Source organism: Kribbella pratensis (assembly GCF_004366075.1).
Classification (GTDB): Bacteria; Actinomycetota; Actinomycetes; order Propionibacteriales; family Kribbellaceae; genus Kribbella; species Kribbella pratensis.
In genome coordinates, this window is record NZ_SODU01000007.1 from 26,629 (window position 1) to 45,185 (window position 18,557).

At 68.4% G+C, this 18,557-nt stretch carries 18 protein-coding genes; 12 read left to right on the forward strand and 6 right to left on the reverse strand.

Annotated features, from left to right (window positions below; genetic code table 11):
• The first annotated feature begins 52 nt into the window (after nt 1–52).
• From ald to EV137_RS40270, 7 genes are all read left to right on the forward strand, one after another.
• Nucleotides 53–1,168: an alanine dehydrogenase gene (ald, locus tag EV137_RS40240; protein WP_134133435.1), complete on the forward strand. Its 1,116-nt coding sequence runs from the start codon at nt 53–55 to the stop codon at nt 1,166–1,168.
• Nucleotides 1,165–2,115, forward strand: a complete 951-nt coding sequence (xerD, locus tag EV137_RS40245) for a site-specific tyrosine recombinase XerD (RefSeq protein WP_134011437.1) — start codon at nt 1,165–1,167, stop codon at nt 2,113–2,115. The genes ald and xerD overlap by 4 nt, the downstream gene beginning before the upstream one ends.
• A gap of 200 nt (nt 2,116–2,315) precedes the next feature.
• Nucleotides 2,316–3,386, forward strand: a complete 1,071-nt coding sequence (locus EV137_RS40250; protein ID WP_305000167.1) for a ParA family protein — start codon at nt 2,316–2,318, stop codon at nt 3,384–3,386.
• Complete coding sequence (locus EV137_RS40255; RefSeq protein ID WP_134010496.1) at nt 3,371–3,733, forward strand: hypothetical protein; 363 nt, start codon at nt 3,371–3,373, stop codon at nt 3,731–3,733. Before EV137_RS40250 ends, EV137_RS40255 begins: the two co-directional genes overlap by 16 nt.
• Nucleotides 3,730–4,716: a segregation and condensation protein A gene (locus EV137_RS40260; protein WP_134010498.1), complete on the forward strand. Its 987-nt coding sequence runs from the start codon at nt 3,730–3,732 to the stop codon at nt 4,714–4,716. Before EV137_RS40255 ends, EV137_RS40260 begins: the two co-directional genes overlap by 4 nt.
• A complete protein-coding gene (gene scpB, locus EV137_RS41920; RefSeq protein ID WP_311136394.1) occupies nt 4,713–5,852 on the forward strand; it encodes an SMC-Scp complex subunit ScpB in 1,140 nt (379 codons plus the stop codon). The genes EV137_RS40260 and scpB overlap by 4 nt, the downstream gene beginning before the upstream one ends.
• Nucleotides 5,842–6,576, forward strand: a complete 735-nt coding sequence (locus tag EV137_RS40270; protein WP_133787971.1) for a pseudouridine synthase — start codon at nt 5,842–5,844, stop codon at nt 6,574–6,576. The genes scpB and EV137_RS40270 overlap by 11 nt, the downstream gene beginning before the upstream one ends.
• A 12-nt stretch (nt 6,577–6,588) precedes the next feature.
• Here the strand turns inward: EV137_RS40270 and EV137_RS40275 are convergent, their stop codons facing one another.
• The 4 genes from EV137_RS40275 to EV137_RS40290 all read right to left on the reverse strand — a co-directional run bounded on the left by EV137_RS40275 (nt 6,589) and on the right by EV137_RS40290 (nt 10,614).
• Entirely contained in the window at nt 6,589–7,524 is a 936-nt protein-coding gene (locus EV137_RS40275) for a hypothetical protein (protein WP_134133437.1), read from the reverse strand.
• Nucleotides 7,521–8,438, reverse strand: coding sequence for a hypothetical protein (locus EV137_RS40280; RefSeq protein WP_134133439.1), 918 nt, complete (start codon nt 8,436–8,438; stop codon nt 7,521–7,523). Before EV137_RS40280 ends, EV137_RS40275 begins: the two co-directional genes overlap by 4 nt.
• A gap of 42 nt (nt 8,439–8,480) precedes the next feature.
• Nucleotides 8,481–9,584, reverse strand: coding sequence for an alpha/beta hydrolase (locus tag EV137_RS40285; RefSeq protein WP_134133441.1), 1,104 nt, complete (start codon nt 9,582–9,584; stop codon nt 8,481–8,483).
• A gap of 94 nt (nt 9,585–9,678) precedes the next feature.
• Nucleotides 9,679–10,614, reverse strand: coding sequence for a hypothetical protein (locus EV137_RS40290; protein WP_238175882.1), 936 nt, complete (start codon nt 10,612–10,614; stop codon nt 9,679–9,681).
• A gap of 157 nt (nt 10,615–10,771) precedes the next feature.
• Between EV137_RS40290 and pafA the strand changes: the two genes are divergently transcribed.
• The 3 genes from pafA (at nt 10,772) to EV137_RS40305 (ending at nt 14,636) form a co-directional block, all read left to right on the forward strand.
• The gene (pafA, locus tag EV137_RS40295) at nt 10,772–12,133 is read left to right on the forward strand and encodes a Pup--protein ligase (protein WP_130387242.1); all 1,362 of its coding nucleotides are present in this window, start codon (nt 10,772–10,774) and stop codon (nt 12,131–12,133) included.
• Nucleotides 12,134–12,249: 116 nt separating this feature from the next.
• On the forward strand, nt 12,250–13,536 hold the full coding sequence (locus EV137_RS40300; protein WP_134133442.1) for a GNAT family N-acetyltransferase: 1,287 nt from the start codon (nt 12,250–12,252) through the stop codon (nt 13,534–13,536).
• 143 nt (nt 13,537–13,679) lie between these two features.
• A complete protein-coding gene (locus EV137_RS40305; protein WP_133787974.1) occupies nt 13,680–14,636 on the forward strand; it encodes an FKBP-type peptidyl-prolyl cis-trans isomerase in 957 nt (318 codons plus the stop codon).
• Nucleotides 14,637–14,695: 59 nt separating this feature from the next.
• Here EV137_RS40305 and EV137_RS40310 read toward each other — a convergent pair whose 3' ends face one another.
• Nucleotides 14,696–15,193: a hypothetical protein gene (locus EV137_RS40310; RefSeq protein ID WP_134133444.1), complete on the reverse strand. Its 498-nt coding sequence runs from the start codon at nt 15,191–15,193 to the stop codon at nt 14,696–14,698.
• 32 nt (nt 15,194–15,225) lie between these two features.
• A complete protein-coding gene (locus tag EV137_RS40315) occupies nt 15,226–16,326 on the reverse strand; it encodes a DUF3866 family protein (RefSeq protein WP_134133446.1) in 1,101 nt (366 codons plus the stop codon).
• 87 nt (nt 16,327–16,413) lie between these two features.
• Between EV137_RS40315 and EV137_RS40320 the strand changes: the two genes are divergently transcribed.
• Both EV137_RS40320 and EV137_RS40325 read left to right on the forward strand, forming a co-directional pair.
• Nucleotides 16,414–17,370, forward strand: a complete 957-nt coding sequence (locus EV137_RS40320) for a helix-turn-helix transcriptional regulator (RefSeq protein WP_133787977.1) — start codon at nt 16,414–16,416, stop codon at nt 17,368–17,370.
• The gene (locus tag EV137_RS40325; RefSeq protein ID WP_134133448.1) at nt 17,367–18,338 is read left to right on the forward strand and encodes a helix-turn-helix transcriptional regulator; all 972 of its coding nucleotides are present in this window, start codon (nt 17,367–17,369) and stop codon (nt 18,336–18,338) included. The genes EV137_RS40320 and EV137_RS40325 overlap by 4 nt, the downstream gene beginning before the upstream one ends.
• Nucleotides 18,339–18,557: the final 219 nt, after the last annotated feature.

Sequence of the window (18,557 nt, forward strand, 5' to 3'; positions counted from 1 at the left end):
GCGGACACAACGACGTGAGCCGCACACCTGGAGCGTGAAAGAAGGGCGAGTTGTGAAGGTCGGAGTACCGAAAGAAGTCAAGAACCACGAGTACCGGGTGGCGATCACCCCGTCCGGTGTGCACGAGTTCGTGCGGAGCGGGCACGAGGTTCTGATCGAGCAGGGGGCGGGCAACGGTTCGCTGATCCCGGACGACGAGTTCGTCGCCGCCGGGGCGCGGATCGTGCCAGAAGCGGACGATGTCTGGGCCGACGCGGAGCTGGTGCTCAAGGTGAAGGAGCCGGTGGCGGAGGAGTACCACCGGATGCGCAAGGACCAGGTGCTGTTCACCTACCTGCACCTTGCCGCGAGCCAGGACTGCACCGAGGCGCTGCTGAAGTCGGGTGTCACCGGAATCGCCTACGAGACGGTGCAACTGCCGGACGGCACTCTGCCGCTGCTGGCGCCGATGAGCGAGGTGGCGGGCCGGCTGGCGCCGCAGTCCGGGGCGTACCACCTGATGGCGCAGGGCGGCGGCCGTGGCGTGCTGCTCGGCGGCGTGTCCGGCGTACATCCGGCTCGCGTGGTCATCCTCGGTGCCGGTGTCTCCGGGATGAACGCTGCCGCAATCGCCCTCGGTATGCAGGCACAGGTGCAGCTGTTCGATCGCAACATCGCGCGGCTGCGGCTGGCCGACCAGATCTACCAGGGCCATCTGCTGACGATCGCGTCGAACGCGTTCGAGATCGAGAAGGCTGTTCTGGAAGCCGACCTGGTCATCGGCGCGGTGCTGGTCGTCGGTGCCAAGGCGCCGAAGCTGGTGACCAACGACATGGTCAGCCGGATGAAGCCGGGCAGCGTGCTCGTCGACATCGCGATCGACCAGGGCGGCTGCTTCGAGGACTCGCGTCCGACCACGCACGCCGACCCGGTCTACAAGGTCCACAACTCGCTGTTCTACTGCGTCGCGAACATGCCCGGCGCGGTGCCGAACACGTCGACGTACGCGCTCACCAACGTGACGCTGCCGTACGCGATCGAGTTGGCGAACCTCGGGTGGCGGGAGGCGCTGAAGCAGGACCACAGCCTGGCGCTCGGCCTGAACACGTTCGACGGGCACGTCACCTACGGTCCGGTCGCGGAGGCACACGACCTGTCGCAGCTGAAGCTCGACGAGGTGCTGGTCTGAGCAACATCTCTCGGGGCAACATCGCACGGGCGGTCAGCGCGTACCTCGACCACCTCACCGTCGAGCGCGGCCTGGCCGCCAACACGTTGGCGTCGTACCGGCGTGACCTACGCCGGTACGTCGGCTACCTCGCGGCCACGGAGATCGACGACCTCGGCCGGATCACGGAGGCTGTGGTCAGCGACTTCCTGATGCGATTGCGCGAGGGCGACGCCGACCACCCGCCACTGACCGCGTCCAGTGCGGGGCGGACCGTGGTGGCGGTCCGTGGCTTCCACAAGTTCTGTGTGCGCGAGGGACTGACCGCAGTGGACCCTGCGGCGGCGGTGAAACCACCTGCGCCGCCGCAGCGGCTGCCAAAGGCCCTGTCTGTCGACGAGGTGACCAGGATCCTCTCGGCGGCCGCTGGGGCCGAGGCTGAGCCCGCTGTACTGGCAACACGGGATGCGGCGTTGCTGGAGTTCTTGTACGGCACTGGCGCCCGTATCTCGGAGGGGGTTGGGCTGGACGTCGACGACATCGATCTGGACGCCGGTGCGGTACTGCTGCGCGGTAAGGGCAGCAAGGAGCGGGTAGTACCTGTCGGCACCTACGCCCGTGAAGCGCTGTCGGCGTACCTGGTCCGTGGGCGCCCTGAGTTGGTGTCACGGGGTCGCGGCACCCCTGCGCTGTTCCTGAACGCCCGCGGCGGGCGCCTGTCCCGGCAGAGCGCTTGGACGGTACTGCGTCGTGCTGCCCAGCGGGCCGGGATCTCGAAGGAAATCTCCCCGCACACACTGCGGCACTCGTACGCGACACATCTGCTCGACGGCGGCGCCGACGTACGTGTGGTCCAGGAGTTGCTGGGACATGCGTCGGTGACGACGACGCAGGTCTACACGCTGGTGACGGTCGACAAGCTCCGCGAGGTCTACGCCACCTCACACCCGCGGGCGCTGTCCTCCTGAGGGCCACCCCGGTGCGCTGAGTCCGTGGACGGCGTGCGATCATCTCGTCACGGCCGGTGATCCGGGGAGAGTGATCGGCCGAGTTCGGAGCTTTGTCGACAAACAGCCCCACCCCGGTGCGGAGTGGCTGGTTGAGAGTGCTTGAATGCACGCTTACAGTCGCTGGGATCGCCCGTATCGGTTGAAAGGTTTGACGAGTCATGAACGAGTCGACATTCCCGGGCACCGAACACGTGATGGGCCACCTTCCGGGACACGTTCCCGCCCCGGAGCCGGTCCAGCCGATCAGCACGCCACCCAGCGAACCGCCCCGTCCGGCCCCCGCGCCGGCGCGCGCCCTGCCCGACAACTATGCGGAGATGCCGAAGCCGACGGCCAAGCTCACCGCGGAGGACCTTGCACCCGTGAACGACGCGAACGGCCCGAGGCACAGGATCGGGCCGACCGGCCGGCCGCTGCCGGACCTGCCGACGCCACAGCCCCCGACCAAGACCGGCCCGGCGCAGGTGATCGCGATGTGCAACCAGAAGGGCGGCGTGGGCAAGACCACCACCACGATCAACCTCGGCGCGGCGATCGCCGAGACCGGTCGCAAGGTGCTGCTGATCGACTTCGACCCGCAGGGGTCCGCCTCGATCGGTCTCGGCGTCCAGCCGCACGACCTCGAGCTGTCGGTCTACAACCTGCTGATGCAGCGCGACATCACCCCGGACGAGGTCATCCAGCCGACCCGGGTGGAGAACCTCGACCTGCTGCCGGCCAACATCGACCTGTCGGCGGCCGAGGTCCAGCTGGTCCAGGAGGTCGCCCGCGAGTACACGCTGCAGCGGGTGCTGGACCCGATCATCCCGTTGTACGACGTGATCCTGATCGACTGCGCGCCGTCGCTCGGCCTCCTCACCGTGAACGCGCTGACCGCGTCGAACGGCATCGTCGTACCGCTCGAGTGCGAGTTCTTCGCGCTCCGCGGCCTGGCGATGCTCACCGACACGATCGCCAAGGTGCAGGACCGGCTGAACCCCAAGCTGGAGATCGTCGGGATCCTCGGCACCATGTTCGACGGGCGCACGACGCACGCCCGGGAGGTCCTCGACCGGGTGGTCCAGGCCTTCGACGAGCGCGTCTTCCACACCGTCATCCGGCGTACCGTCAAGTTCCCCGAGACCACGGTCGTCGGCGAACCGATCACGACGTACGCGCCATCGTCCCAAGCGGCCACGCAGTACCGCGACCTTGCCAAGGAGGTGCTGGCGCGTTGTCCCGCCGGGTGAGCCTGCCAGGTGCCAGTGAACTCTTCGGGGGTGCGGCACCGAAGCAGACCAGACCCGAGAAGCGCACCACCACCGACGGACCGTCCTCGACTGTGCGGTCCCGGACCGCGGTCGTCGACGACCGGAAGTCGAGTGGTCGGATCCGTCACGACACGAAGATCACCGTGTACGTGACGGAGGAGGAGCTGCTCGGCCTGGAACAGACCAGACTCGCGCTGCGCGCGGAGCACGGCCTGACGGCCGACCGGGGCCGGATCGTCCGCGAGGCGATCGACGTCCTGCTCGCCGACTTCGTCGACCACGGGCCGGACTCGGTGCTGGTACGGCGGCTGAAGGCGTCGGAGTGACCGTGTCCTCCTCGGACTCGTTGCCGTTGGACCTGGGCACCGACGCTGCCCCGGCTGTTGCCGAGGGCAAGGGGTTCAGTGTTCACCTGGTGAACTTCGAGGGGCCGTTCGACCTGCTCCTGCAGCTGATCTCGAAGCACAAGCTGGACATCACCGAGATCGCGCTATCGGTGATCACGGACGACTTCATCGCGCACATCAAGGCGCTGGGGTCGGAGTGGGACCTCGACCAGACGTCGGAGTTCCTGCTGATCGCGGCGACGCTTCTGGATCTGAAGGCGGCGCGGTTGCTGCCGAAGGGCGAGGTCGAGGACGACGAGGACCTCGCGCTGCTCGAGGCACGGGATCTGTTGTTCGCGCGGTTGTTGCAGTACCGGGCGTTCAAGCAGATCGCCGCACTGGTGCAGGAGCGGATGGCGGTCGAGTCGCGCCGGTTCCCGCGGGCTGTGGGGGTGGAGCCGCGGTTCGCGGAGCTGCTGCCTGAGGTGTTGCTGGGGATTGACCCGGCCGGGTTGGCAGCGCTGGCAGCCAAGGCGATGGCGCCCAAGGACGACGTACCTCCTGGGGTTTCGCTTGCGCACCTGCACGCGCCGGCTGTCACTGTTCGGGAGCAGGCGGAGGTGATCGTCGACCGGTTGCGGCGGCAGCGGAGCGCTACGTTCCGGTCGCTGGTGGCTGACTCGCCGGACACTGTCACTACGGTGTGCCGGTTCCTGGCGTTGCTGGAGCTGTTCCGCGAGGCGGCCGTGACGTTCGACCAGGTCACGCCGTTGGGCGAGCTGACCATTCGGTGGACCGGGACCGACGAAGGTGAGATCGCCGTCAGCGACGAGTTCGACGAGGAACCGAAGCCCGCCGACGAGACCGGCGAGGCGCCGGTCGTCGAGGACGATACGCACTTCCTCGAACCCGGTGAGATTCTCACCGACGAATCCGACATCCACGAACCCGCCCCAGACGAATCCGAGACGGCAAACCAGTGACCAACTCCCACGAGCCCTCCACTCCAGAGGACACAACGTCCACCGAGGCGCAGCCGTCCACCACCCCCGACCCGACGATCACCCCCGACGCGACCACCACCTCCGATGCCGTGGAGCAGTCGGGAGTGTCGGACGAGGTGGTTGGGGAGGGTTTTGCCCCCGAATCGGCAGGTAACTCTCCCCAACCCGACGAGGCGGGTGGGGAGGACGAGGAGCATCTGCCGACGGGGCAGACGGCGGTGCCCGTCGGGGACGAGGTTGTTGTCGACGACGAGACGATGCGGCGGGCGCTCGAGGCGATCCTGATGGTGACCGACGAGCCGTTACCGGTGCTGACGTTGGCTCGTGCGGTCGGCCGGCCGACGGGTGATGTGGCTGCAGCGCTCGAGGAGCTGGCGGCGGAGTACACCGAGCAGGGGCGTGGATTCGACCTGCGTGAGGTGGGCGGCGGCTGGCGGTACTACACCCGCGCCGAAGCCGCGCCGTACGTCGAACGCTTCGTCCTCGACGGTCAGCAGGCACGCCTCACGCAGGCTGCGCTCGAGACCCTCGCTGTGGTCGCCTACAAGCAGCCGGTCAGCCGGGCGCGTGTCTCCGCGATTCGTGGGGTGAACGTGGACGGCGTGATGCGTACGCTCGTCGCCCGCGGTCTGGTGGAGGAGGCCGGCTCGGACACCGAGTCGCAGGCGACCCTGTACCGCACGACGACGTACTTCCTGGAACGCATGGGCATGCAGTCCCTCGACGACCTCCCCGAGCTGGCCCCGTACCTCCCCGACATGGACGACATCGAGGACGAACTGGCCGCCCAGACCCTCCAACCCGCCCCCACGCCCGACCCGCAGTCATCAGCAGACGAGGCCGGTGAGGCTGAGGGGTCGGACGACGCCACAGCACCTGCCGCGGACAGCACCTTCGTCGAGGACGCCGAGGACGCCGAAGTGGGCGCGGAGGGCGCGGAGGTTGGTGCGGTTGAGGTGAGCGAGGAGCCTCCTGCGGGTGCGACGGACAGCGGCTCTGGCGAGGCAGCTGCGGACGGCGTGGACGTGGAGTCCGACGACGTGGACGCTGAAGAGGGTGCAGACGCGGACGCTGGGGATCTGGGTGTGGAGGCGGGGGTGCGAGATGGGGGATGACGGCGGGGTTCGGTTGCAGAAGGTTCTGGCTAGGGCGGGCGTCGCCTCGCGGCGGAACTCGGAGATCTTGATCGAGGAGGGGCGGGTCGAGGTCGACGGGCGGGTGGTGACGGAGTTCGGGGTCCGGGTGGATCCTGAGACGGCGGTGATCCGGGTCGACGGTGCGCGGATTCCGCCGGTGAGCGCGAACGTGTATCTCGTCCTCAACAAGCCCCGCGGCGTCGTGACCACGATGTCCGACCCGCAGGGGCGCCCGTGTATCGCCGACTTCGTGGAGGACCGGCCCGAGCGGCTGTTCCACATCGGCCGGCTCGACACCGACACCGAAGGTCTGCTGCTGCTCACGAACCACGGCGAGTTCGCACATCGCCTCGCGCACCCGTCGTACGAGGTCTCCAAGACGTACGTCGCCGAGGTCGAGGGCAACGTCAAGCCCGTAGTACTGCGCGCGCTCCTGGACGGTGTCGAGCTCGAGGACGGCCCGGCCCGCGCGGACACGGTGAAGATCGTCTCGACGGTGCCCGGCCGCACCCTCGTGGAGATGTCACTCCACGAGGGCCGCAACCGGATCGTCCGCCGGATGTTCGACGCGGTCGGTCACCCGGTGAAGCGGCTGACCCGTACCGCGATCGGTCCGGTCCGCCGCGGCAACCTCCACACCGGAGAGCTCCGCGAACTCGACCCACCCGAGCTAGGCCAACTCCTCGACCTCGTAGACCTCTGACCGGGGCCGGGTCTACTCGCCGAACAGTTGCTCGTAGGCCTGGTTGTCCTGGTAGAGCCGGGAGTACGCCACTTCGCTGAACGTGCGCGGCACCTTGCCGAACGCCTTGATCACGGTCGCCGTCCCGTTGGCGTGCCCGAACTCGTACAGGTACGGCGCCCCGGTCTCCTTGTCGACGCCCACCACGATCGTCTTCTCGCCGCAGCTGTTCGCGACCAGCGCCTCGAACCCTTGCCAGGTGGATCGCCGCACGACCTTCACCACCGGCTTGCCGGTCAGCGGGATCCGGATCGTGTAGAGCGCCCCCGCGCGCGTGCTGGCGAGGAACGTGTCGTACGTCGCGGTCTGGCTGATCAGCGTCATCGTCTTGACCGCGCTGAACCCGGCGTACGACGTCTTCCGGCTGAACGACGTACCGTCGACGACGTTCCAGCGCACGATGTTGTCGCCCAGGACGGCGTACATGTTCTGGCGGACCAGTGTGCTGTCGCGGTTGAACCGGGAGCTCTCGAGGTAGCGGACATCGCCCCAGCCGCCGCCGATCGGGGTTCGCTTCACGGTGGACGGATCGACCTCGCTGGGGAACCCGTTCGCCGTGTAGGTCAGCAGGTTCAGGGTGGACCCGAGGACGACGTACTGCCGCCGGCCCTCACCCGTCTGCTCGGCGTTCGTCTGTGTGCCGATCCCACTGGCGACCCGGAGCTGGTTGTCCGGCAGCAGGTCCTTGCCGCCCCACGTGCTCGGGCTGGCGCCCGGCGGACTCACTCCGTACAGACCCCGCACGATGAGGTCCCCTCCGCTGGTGGTCGAGCCCAGCACCAGCTGACAGAACGGCACAGCTGCCGCGTCAGTAGTACTTGCTGTGGCGGGCGCTGCCTGAACCAGTGCCCCGGCAGCCATCGCCAGCCCCAGGAACCCCGCAGCACGCTTCCTGATCATCTCGGTCACTCTCCGTACAGTAGGACGTTGGATTCTGAGCTGCCGGGGTAGTGCCGGAAGTACGTCTTGTCCTCAGGTGCGGCGAGTTGGTCGCCCACCTGCCCCAGACCCTTGATGACCGTGGCGGTGCCGTTGGCGTGGCCGACGGCGTACAGGTAGCCGCGCCGCGTGTCCTTGTCGATGGCCAGCAGCAGCGTGCTCTGGTTGCCGCACTTTTCGGCGATGAGCGTCTCGAACCCCTGCCACGTCGACGCACGCACCTTCTTCACAACCGGTGCGCCGCTCACTGGGATGCGGATCGTGTACAGCGCTCCGCCGCGCGTGTTGGCGAGGAACGTGTCGTAGCCGCGGGTCTGACTGATCAGTGTCATCGTCTTCACCGCCGAGAACCCGCTGTACGTCGCTTTGTTGCGCCAGACGGACCCCTCCACGGTCCAGCGCGTGACGACGTCGCCCTGCAACGCATATGCATTCCTACGCGTCGTAGGACCGTAATAGGTCGACTGCTCCAGGTACGTCTGGTGGATCCAACCACCGCCCACCCTGGTCTTCTGGACCGAGTCAGGGTCGAGCTGACCGTTGGCGGTGGCGTAGCTGAACCGGTAGAGGTCCGTCCCCATCACCACGTACCCCCGGTCCAGGATGGCGGCCGGCGGATCCGGCTCCCAGCCGACGGACGTCGCGAGCCGAACCGAGTCGACCGGGAACAACGCCTTCGGCCCGATGCTGGGCGGTGACGCCGTCACGGGCGCGGTCGCGGTGATCCGCTGGAACTTGTGGTCGCCCTGCACGGTCACCGTGCCCAGCGTCATCGAACAGGCCGCGCTCGCCTGCCCCGCCGCAGCCTGTACCGGTACCGGCACCAGCGCTGCCGCCGTCATCGCCGCGCCCAGCGCACCCGCGGCGATCCGCCTTCTGATCATGCAGCCCCCTTCGAGGAGTCGTGTCATCCACCTCGATGCCGACTATCCCGAAAAGGTTAGGGACCGGTCGAAGAACTCCCGGACCAATCGCCGTACGGCGGGTACGCCGCAGCGCGGCGTACCGACCAGCTTGGCTCGCGCGGCAGCCGTCATCAGGCCGGCGGACTGCAGTTGCGGCGCGAACGCGGCGTAGTCCGTCCAGATCCAGTGGTTCGCGTCGGACAGCTGCACCCGCCGTACCGGACCGCCCTGTGAGAGCACAGCTGACCAGGTGCGGTCGAAACGCTCGTCCCGGAACCCGTCTGTCCCAGCGAGCAGGAGCGGCTTGCGCGTGCCGTGCCGAGCGATTGGGTAGAGCTCACCGTCCAGCGTGTCCAGGTAGCCCTCCAGGTTGGCGGCGGCACGGACCCGCGGGTGCTCCAGCGACACTGCGGCGGTTGCACCTCCAGCTGAGTGCCCGTAGACACCAACACGCCGCAGGTCGATCGACTCATGCAGATCCGACAGGTGGTTCAGCACGAACCGCATGTCGGCGAAACGCGTGTCCATCATCAGCCGCGACTGCACTGGGTCCGTCTGCACGTCCGGACCGATCTCGATGACCCGTAGCCGCCCGTCCGGGAACACAACCTCACTCGCCTCACCCGGGTGGTCCACTGTGAGTACGACGTACCCGTGGCTGGCGAGCTCTTCCGCCACCGAGGTGCCGATGGTCCGTGGGTCTGCACCACCTGGGCTGTAGAGCAGCGTGGGCCGCCGTCCGGGCAGTGCCGGTGCGTCGACGTACGAGTGGGTCAGGATGGCGGCCCAGTTCACTCCACTGGTCGGCAGCTCCGGATGCAGCACGCCGGCGTCCAGACCCTTGAAGACCTCTGCAGCGGCCGGTGCGAGCTGTGATGCCCGTTGGTACCCGCGTACGACGGTGGCCGGGTAGAAGACCGTCAGCGCGAGCTCACGGGTGGGTGAGCCGTTCCACGGGTCGGAGCGGTCCGGGTCGACCAGGGCACGGGTCGTCGTACCGACGTGCCAATTGCCGGTGGGAGCGGGCAGACGGAGTGTCAGGTCGGTGGCCGCGGACGCTGAGAGTGGGAGTGCACCTGTCAGAGCGGAGGCGGCGGTGGCGGTGAGGAAGGTTCGTCGTCTCATGCCGACGACGTTGGCACGATGGAAACCGCAGGTCGGCTGAGCCATCGGCATCTCCACCCGGACTTCCAGCCCCGGGTGGAGATGCCAGTGATGATCAGGCGCCGGTCAGCTGGGTGCCGGCCGTGTAGTAGCGGAAGTACGAGTCTGCGGCCGGGAAGGTGGTCGGGACCTTGCCGAGACCCTTGATGACCGTAGCGGCGCCGTTGGCGTGGCTGACGGCGTACAGGTAACCCGCACCGGTGTCCTTGTCGATGCCGAGCAGCAGGGTGCCGTAGTTGCCGCACTTCTCGGCGATGAGTGTCTCGAAGCTCTGCCAGGTCGAGGTGCGGATCTTCGTCACCACCGGCTTCCCGGAGCCCGTGGGCACCTGGACCGTGTAGAGCGCGCCACCGTTCGTCGTCGCCAGGAACGTGTCGTACGCACGGCCTTGACCGATCAGCGTCATCGTCTTGACCGAGCCGAAGCCGCCGAAGGTGGTGTAGTACTTCCAGCCGCTCGGAGTGACCGTCCAGCGAGCAATCAGGCCGTCGGTGAACTGATTGATCAGCGAGTAGACGTTGGACCGGCTGAAGCCGGCCACGGAGTACCGGCTGAGCTCGACGTACTTGTGCAGCTCGTCCCAGCCTCCACCGACCAGGGTCTGCTTGACGGTGCCCGGTACGACGGAGGTTCCGGTGCCGTCGGTGATGTAGCTGGTGCCGTACATACGCGCCCCGAGAGCTACCAGGCCGGTGCGCTGCTCGCCGGCCGGTACCACCAGTTCGGTGCGCACCGAGGTGGGCAGATGTGCCTGCCCGTCCGGGTAAAGGTTCATCGGGCCCAGCCGCCGGACACTGGCGGAAGGGGCTGCGGTGATGGTCTGCAGAGTGTGGTCGCCACCTGGGGTAACCGAGCCCAGTCGCAGCGAGCAGGCAGCGGCCGTGCCGGCTGGTGCGGCCGTGGCCGGTGCGGTGCCTCCCACGGTCATCAGGGTGCCCGCAGCGAGCGCCCCGGTGGCGATCGCACCGAGCGCGCGCCTGTTCTTCTTCATATCGTTTTCGCCCTTCTCAGTCTGGTCGGAGATGGTGCCTCCGAGTGATCGATGCGGGCGGACGCCCCATTGTTGCGGGCATCAAAGGGATAACGCCGTACGACGGCGCGCCTGAGACATCACCCGGTTGTCGGAAGTGCGCCGTAGTGTGGGTGATGTGAACCGGCGAATCTTCGGTCTGGAGAACGAGTACGGCGTCACCTGTACGTTCCGCGGGCAGCGGCGACTGACCCCGGACGAGGTGGCGCGGTACCTGTTTCGGCGGGTCGTGTCCTGGGGACGGAGCAGCAACGTCTTCCTCCGCAACGGGGCGCGGCTCTACCTCGACGTGGGCTCCCACCCGGAGTACGCGACCGGGGAGTGCGATTCGGTCACCGACCTGATCGCGCACGACAAGGCCGGCGAGCGGATCCTCGAAGGCCTGCTGGTGGACGCGCAGAAGCGGCTGCACGACGAAGGCATCTTCGGCGACGTCTACCTGTTCAAGAACAACACCGACTCGGCCGGCAACAGCTACGGCTGCCACGAGAACTACCTGGTCAGCAGGCACGGCGACTTCGCCAAGCTGGCCGACGTGCTGATCCCGTTCCTGGTCACCCGGCAGCTGATCTGCGGCGCCGGCAAGGTGCTGCAGACGCCGCGCGGCGCGGTGTATTCCGTGTCGCAGCGCGCGGAGCACATCTGGGAAGGGGTCTCCAGCGCGACCACCCGGTCCCGGCCGATCATCAACACGCGCGACGAGCCGCACGCGGACGCCGAGCGGTTCCGCCGGCTGCACGTGATCGTCGGCGACTCGAACATGTCCGAGACCACGATGCTGCTCAAGGTGGCCAGCACCGACCTGGTGCTGCGGATGATCGAGGCCGGCATCGTGATGCGTGACCTGACCCTGGACAACCCGATCCGGGCGATCCGCGAGATCAGCCACGACATGTCCGGCCGCCGCGAGGTGCGGCTGGCGAACGGCCGCGAGGCGAGCGCCCTCGACATCCAGACGGAGTACCTGACCAAGGCGCGCGACTTCGTCGACCGCCGCGAGCTGGGGACGCCGGCCGTCGAGCGGGCGCTGTCGCTGTGGGAGCGGACGCTGAAGGCGATCGAGTCCGGCGACCTGTCCGGGATCGAGCGCGAGATCGACTGGGTGATCAAGTACCGGCTGATCGAGCGGTACCGGTCGCAGAACAACCTCGGTCTGGCCAGCCCGCGGGTGGCGCAGCTCGACCTGGCGTACCACGACATCCACCGGCCGCGCGGGTTGTACTACCTGCTCGAGCGCCGGGGAGCGGTCACCCGGGTCGTCGACGACCTGCGGGTCTTCGAGGCCAAGTCGGTGCCGCCGCAGACCACCCGGGCGCGGCTGCGCGGCGAGTTCATCAAGCGCGCCCAGGAGCGGCGGCGGGACTTCACCGTCGACTGGGTGCACCTGAAGCTCAACGACCAGGCGCAACGGACGGTGTTGTGCAAGGACCCGTTCAAGTCCCACGACGAGCGCGTCGAGAAGCTCATCGCCAGCATGTAGAAGAAAGAAAAGCTGGGGTGGGCGCCCACGACGAGCGCGTAGAGAAGCTCATCGCCAGCATGTAGGTCCTGGCTAAATAGCATGCTTGGTCGCTGTGCGCTGCTTAGAAAGGGCGCATGGCGAGTGACATCAGGCCTGTGACCCAGGCCGAGGCGAAGGAGTACCTGCGGGTGCTGCCGTATGTGAACGGCTTCCCGCAGGAGGAGCCTGAGCCGTCTGCCTGGTACGCCGGTAGCGCAGCCTGGCCACCACAGGTCCCGAAGTCGGCGGACGAGCTGGAGCGGGACGCCCAGGAGCTCCTGACGGACTGGTTCCGGCCACAGGCGGCGTTCGTCGACGGTAAGATCGCAGGCGCGTCGGCGATCGTCTCGGTGCAGGTCACCGTCCCCGGCGGACAACAGGTAGCCCTTGGCGGCGTGACATCAACCGCTGTGGTGCCGACGTACCGGCGGCGTGGACTGCTGCGGAAGATCATGTCGGCGATGCTGGACGACTGCCGCGAGCGCGGTGAGTTCCTGGCCGGGCTGAGCGCGAGCGAGGCGACCATCTACGGGCGCTACGGGTTCTCGCCCGCGACGTTCCAGCACCGATGGGAGGTACGCCGTACCGATGTCGCCTTCCGCTCCGAGTTCGCGGACCCGGGTTCACTCGACCTGGTGGACGGAGCGGAGGCCGCGAAGGCGTGGCCGGTACTGCACGAGCAGATGCGCGCAGAGCGGGTCGGAGAGATCAGCCCGCTGCCGGGCAAGTGGGACGGGCTCGCAGGCGGTGGGTTGCCCGCTGACGGGTCCGGGCCGGCGCATCACCTCCTGCATCACGACGCGACCGGGGCGGTGGACGGTGCCGCGATCTTCCGGTTGCCGTGGTCGCCGGACCCGGAGCAGGCCGGCGTACTGCAGGTCGAGGCGATCGAGGCGCTGACGTCGGATGCGTACCGTGCGTTGTGGGGATTGCTGCTGGACTTCGACCTCACGAAGCGCGTCGTGGCCGCGAGGCGACCGGTCGACGAGCCGCTGCGGTGGATGCTGACCAACCCGCGAGCGCTCAAGCTCACCCGGACCCGGGACAACCTCTGGCTGCGCGTTCTCGACGTACGGCGTGCTCTCGAAGCCCGCACCTATGCGGCAACCGATTCACTCGTGCTAGACGTCTCCGACGACCTGTACGGCGCCGGTCGTTGGAGGCTGGACGCAGCACCGGACGGAGCCGTCTGCACCGCAGTCAACGCGGAACCGGACCTCAGCCTGAGCGTGAACGAGCTGGGCTCGCTGTACCTCGGCGGAGTCCGCGCAAGCGAGCTCTCGTACGCCGGACGCATCGTAGAGCGCACGCCCGGCGCAGTGTCACGTCTGGACGCGCTGCTGCGCCCGGACCGTGCTCCGCACAACGCTGTCGGTTTCTGAGTCGCTGTGACTGTACGTGGTGTGACGCAACGGTGACGCACGCGCCCGATCACCCAGTTGAGTCCGCAAGCTAGGGTGGTCCGCGTTGTTGACCGGAGGCAATCGGCGCACTAGGCGCCGGGATGGTTCGAGGTGCTGGTTTCGTGCGCAAGTTGTTGAGTTTCGTCGTAGTCGCGGCGCTGGGGGCGTCCCTGGTCGCGTGTGGCGACAACGGATTCGGGGCCGGCGGTATCAAGGTGACCTCGGACTTCGGGCAGAAGCCGACCATCACCCACCGCGACGGCGACCCGGAGAAGCAGCTGGTGACCGAGGTCCTCAAGGAGGGCGACGGTCCCGAGGTGAAGAAGGGCGAGCTGCTCACCGCGAACTACCTCGGCCAGATCTGGCGCGACGGCAAGGTCTTCGACAACTCCTACGACCGCGGAGCGCCGTCGTCGTTCCCGATCGGCGTCGGCGGCGTCATCTCCGGCTGGGACGAGGGCCTGGTCGGCAAGAAGATCGGCAGCCGCGTGCTGATGTCGATCCCGTCCGACAAGGGCTACAAGTCCGAGGGCAACGAGAAGGCGGGGATCAAGGGCGACGACACGCTGATCTTCGTCGTCGACCTGGTCGCCGCGGCCGGCAACGACACCCAGCTGAACGCCGACCCGGTCACCCCGTCGGCACCGACCAAGATCAAGGTCTCCGGCCCATTGAACGCCGCGCCGACCGTGACGGTTCCGGCCGGCACCAAGCCGCCGGCGAAGCCGGGCAAGCCGGTCGTGTTCGCGCAGGGCAAGGGCAAGCCGATCGAGAAGGGCGACCAGCTGGTCGGCCGGTTCGTCATCTACGACTACACCGGCAAGAAGCAGGCCAGCACCTGGGACGCTCAGCCCGCGACCGCGCAGAGCCCCGCGCAGCCGGCCGCGCCGACCGACCAGCTCCCGACGGTCGGCGGCGCCCAACCCGGCCCGCTGGACGGGTTCGCCGGAATCCCGGTCGGCAGCCGCGTGCTGGTCGAGCTCCCCGCCTCCAAGGACCAGGCAGGCAAGGCCGTCAACGCATTCGCCGTGATCGACGTCCTCAACGCCTTCCCGGCCCCGAAGCAGACCGGCCAGTAGTCGCAGCCTGAACCTCGAAGGACCGGCTCCCCATCTCGGGAGGCCGGTCCTTCGGCGTTTCAGCGGGTACGCCGGACCGGGCGGCCGCTGAACCACCGGTTGGCGTCGGTGTGGAAACTGAGGACGATCGCCGTGATCACCGCGGTGACGTGGACGCAGCGGATCGCGCCGAACGCGATGAAGAACGCCGACCAGTCGAGCGCGCCGAAGTCGCCGTCGCGGAAGAACCAGCCGACCGGCCCCATCGCCAGCGAGGCGATGCCGACGGTGCCGAGCAGGACGGTGAGCAGCCAGCGGGACCAGCGGACACCCGGGCGGAAGTAGCGGTCGATGACCACGAACAAGCCGCCGTACACGATTGCGCGGAAGGCGATCTGGACGAGCAGGCCGAGGACGGAGGAGCCGTCGGCGATCGCGCCGGCAACTCCGAGCACGGACTCGGCGACACCGGCACCGACGGCTGTGAACCACAGGGTCGTCGCGCCCCGGACCGCCAGCGGCGGCTGGGGACGGGCGACGTCGTGAATCGTGAGAGCGCGGTGCTTGGTGCTGTTCATACCACCAACTGTCGCCGCGGGAGCCCGTCCGGTCAGGAGTACTGCGACCCCACTCCAGGTGGTGGTACATCCACCAGACGCGCGGCGTGCCGGCCTGCGGCCGCAGCGGCCTCGAAGTAGGCGCGGTCCTCGTCCAGGGCGCGGCCCATGGTCGACAGCTTGATGGGGGCCGCTTGTAGTGCGTCGTACAGCCCGTCGACCCCTACACGCACCACGCGGTGCCGTGCCTTCAACGGCTCGGCAGCGTCCCGTACGGCGTCACCGAAGTCGCCGGAAAGATCCGGTACGACGACATCGGCCGGCTGGAGCGCTACGCGACCGTACGCGGTGAGGCTGTGGTGCGAGATGCCACGGTGGCGTGGACGCGGGTCCGCCTCCGAGATCCGGAGCGAGGCGACGGCCCGGCCGCCCAGTGTGCCGATTGCGTTGACCGCCTCACCCGACTGCACGCCGGAGAACCCCCAGCGAGTACCTGTGCCCAGGTTGCCCGGGCCCTGAGTGATGACGACCAGCTCCGCGGCCAGGACGTGTACGGCGGTCAACAGCCCGGTGTGGACTGTCACCGCCTCGCGGTCACCGCCGTACGCCTGGCCGACGGTCACGGTGCCGCTGAGCCAACCGGCGTCGCGCAGGGTCGCGACACTCCGCGAGAACGCCAGTGGCAGCGCACCGCCGTCCGTCATCACGTAGACCACCCGTGTGGTCGGCCGCGCCTCGTACACACCTGCCAGCACGGCAGGGAGGGCGGAGTGCAGGTCCGCGACGACTACCGGCGTACCGAAGAGGTCGTCTGCGTCCCGCAGTACGTCGTGATCGGGGGAGTCCTGCTCGTCCGCACCCAGCACCATCGCCTGCAGTGGCGTGTACCGCGCCTTCACCAGGTGCCCGCGCTCCGGCGGATCCTCCGGCAGCCGGTCCGGTACGGCGACCACCAACGCGTACCCCCCTGTGCCCAGGCCACGGTCCAGCGCGCCCACGTTGAGCAGCACGCGGTCACCGGCTACCGGCGTACCGACCAGGTCCGGGTAGGCCAGCGCGCGCACAGGCTGCTCGCCGACCATCACTGTCAGTTCCAGCGCACCGGCCCAGCTCCGCCCGACCTGCGCCACCACACCGTCCCGCCACCGAATCACAGCCCGACACTACTGGGTCGAACCGGTGTTCGAAGTTCTGGTGCGGAAAGGCGGGTTTTGGACGCCCCGAGGCCGTAAGGTGGTCGGGTGTCGGCGCGGAAGAGTGAGCGACTGCTCAACGTGGTCATCTGCCTCCTGGTCGCGCGCACCTATGTGACCAAGGAGCGGATCCGCGAGGTCGTCGAGGGGTACGCGGGACAGACCGACGACGCCTTCGAGAAGATGTTCGAGCGCGACAAGGACGAGTTGCGCGATCTCGGCATCCCGATCGAGATGGGCACGATCGACAAGTTCTTCTCCGACGACGTCGGCTACCGGATCCGCCGGGACGTCTTCGAGCTGCCCGAAGTGCACCTGGAGCCGGACGAGGCCGCCGTCCTCGGCGTGGCCGCGCGGGTCTGGCAGCACGCCGGTCTGTCCGAGGCGACCACGTCGGCGGTGCTGAAGCTGAAGGCGGCCGGGATCCAGACCGACCAGTCGGCGCTGAGCGCGATCGAGCCGCACGTCGGGGCGTCGGAGCCGGCCTTCGATCCGCTGTGGGCCGCTGTCGTGGCTCGGCAGGCGGTGCGGTTCCAGCACCTGCGCAGCGGCGCGTCCGAGCCGACCACGCGGACACTCGAGCCGTGGGGGATCGTCTCCTGGCACGGCCGCTGGTACGTCGTCGGACGGGACCGCGATCGCGAGGCGACCCGGATGTTCCGGATGTCCCGGATCGGCGGGGACGTGAAGACGGTGGGGGAGCCGGGTGCGTTCACCGTGCCCGAGGGGACGGACCTGCGGTCGCTGGTGACCGAGCTGGCCCCGCCACGGCCGACCTCGGAGGCGAAGGTGCGAGCGCGGACCGGGTCGTGTGTGAGCCTGCGGCGCCGCGCGAACGCCATCGAGCCGTACGAGGAGGGCTGGGACCTGCTGCACGTCCCGTACGCCGACTCATCGGTGCTGGCCGAGGAGATCGCGTCGTACGGACCTGACGCGGTCGTAGAGGGACCAGGCGACGTACTGGACGGCGTGCTATGGCGGCTGCGGACGGTGGCCGGGGCATGAGCAATGCACGTGACCAGGTGCAGCGGTTGCTGGCGCTGGTGCCGTACCTGCGGGAGAACGACGGTGCTCGCGTCGACGACGTCGCCAAGGAGTTCGGCGTACGGCCGAAGCAGATCATCGCGGACCTGAAGGTGCTGTGGTTCTGCGGGCTGCCGGGTGCGCAGATGGGCGATCTGATCGAGATCGACATCGAGGCGGCCGAGGGCGACGGGGTCATCCACATCAACAACGCGGACTACCTCGCACGGCCGCTGCGATTGGCCGCGGCGGAGGCGCTGGCGCTGCTGACCGCCCTGCGGACGCTGCGCGAGGTGACAGGTGGTCCGGACCGGGACGCGGTCGACCGCGCGATCGCGAAGCTGGAGCGGGCCGCCGGGGAGGCCGCGGCGGCGAGTGAGGGTGCGGCCGCGCACGTTCACGTCGAGCCGGCCGCACCGGAGATCGCCGAGATCGTCAACCGCGCGCTGGCCACGAAGCGGCGGTTGCATCTGACGTACGACGTACCGTCGCGGGACGAGACGACCGAGCGCGACGTGGACCCGATGCGGCTCGTCGTGTCGGAGGGACGCACGTACCTGGAGGCCTGGTGCCGCCTGGCCGAGGACGTGCGACTGTTCCGCCTGGACCGGATCGCTGCGGTCAAGCTGCTCGACCTCCCGAGCGAGCCGCCGCCGGAGGCGACGCCGCGAGACCTGTCCAACGGGATGTTCCAGCCGTCGGAGCGCGACCTGCTGGCGACCCTGAGACTCGCTCCGCCGGCCCGCTGGGTCGCGGAGTACTACCCGAACGAGTCCGTCGAAGAGGGCCCCGACAACTCCCTCATCGTCAAACTCCGCGTCGCCGACACCGCCTGGCTCCAGCGCCTGGTCCTCCGCCTCGGCGGAGCCGCCACAGTCCTGGACCCGCCAGACCTCACCACCCAGATAGCCGCCACAGCCCGCGACGCCCTCTCGGCGTACGACGACTAACACACACCCAATCGCCCCCTTCGAACGCCGCGATGCCTTCGGGTGCATTCGAGGGGATAACCCCTCGACTGCAGGGTTCTCTGCTCGTACACGAGGGGAGAACCCAACACACGAGCGGATAACCGGGTCTTCTGTCTGATGTGTGGGTCAGGTGCGGCCTGGGAGGGGTGGTCGGTAGCCGCCGAGGGTGAGCATGGTCAAGGCGATGAGGGCTTGTGG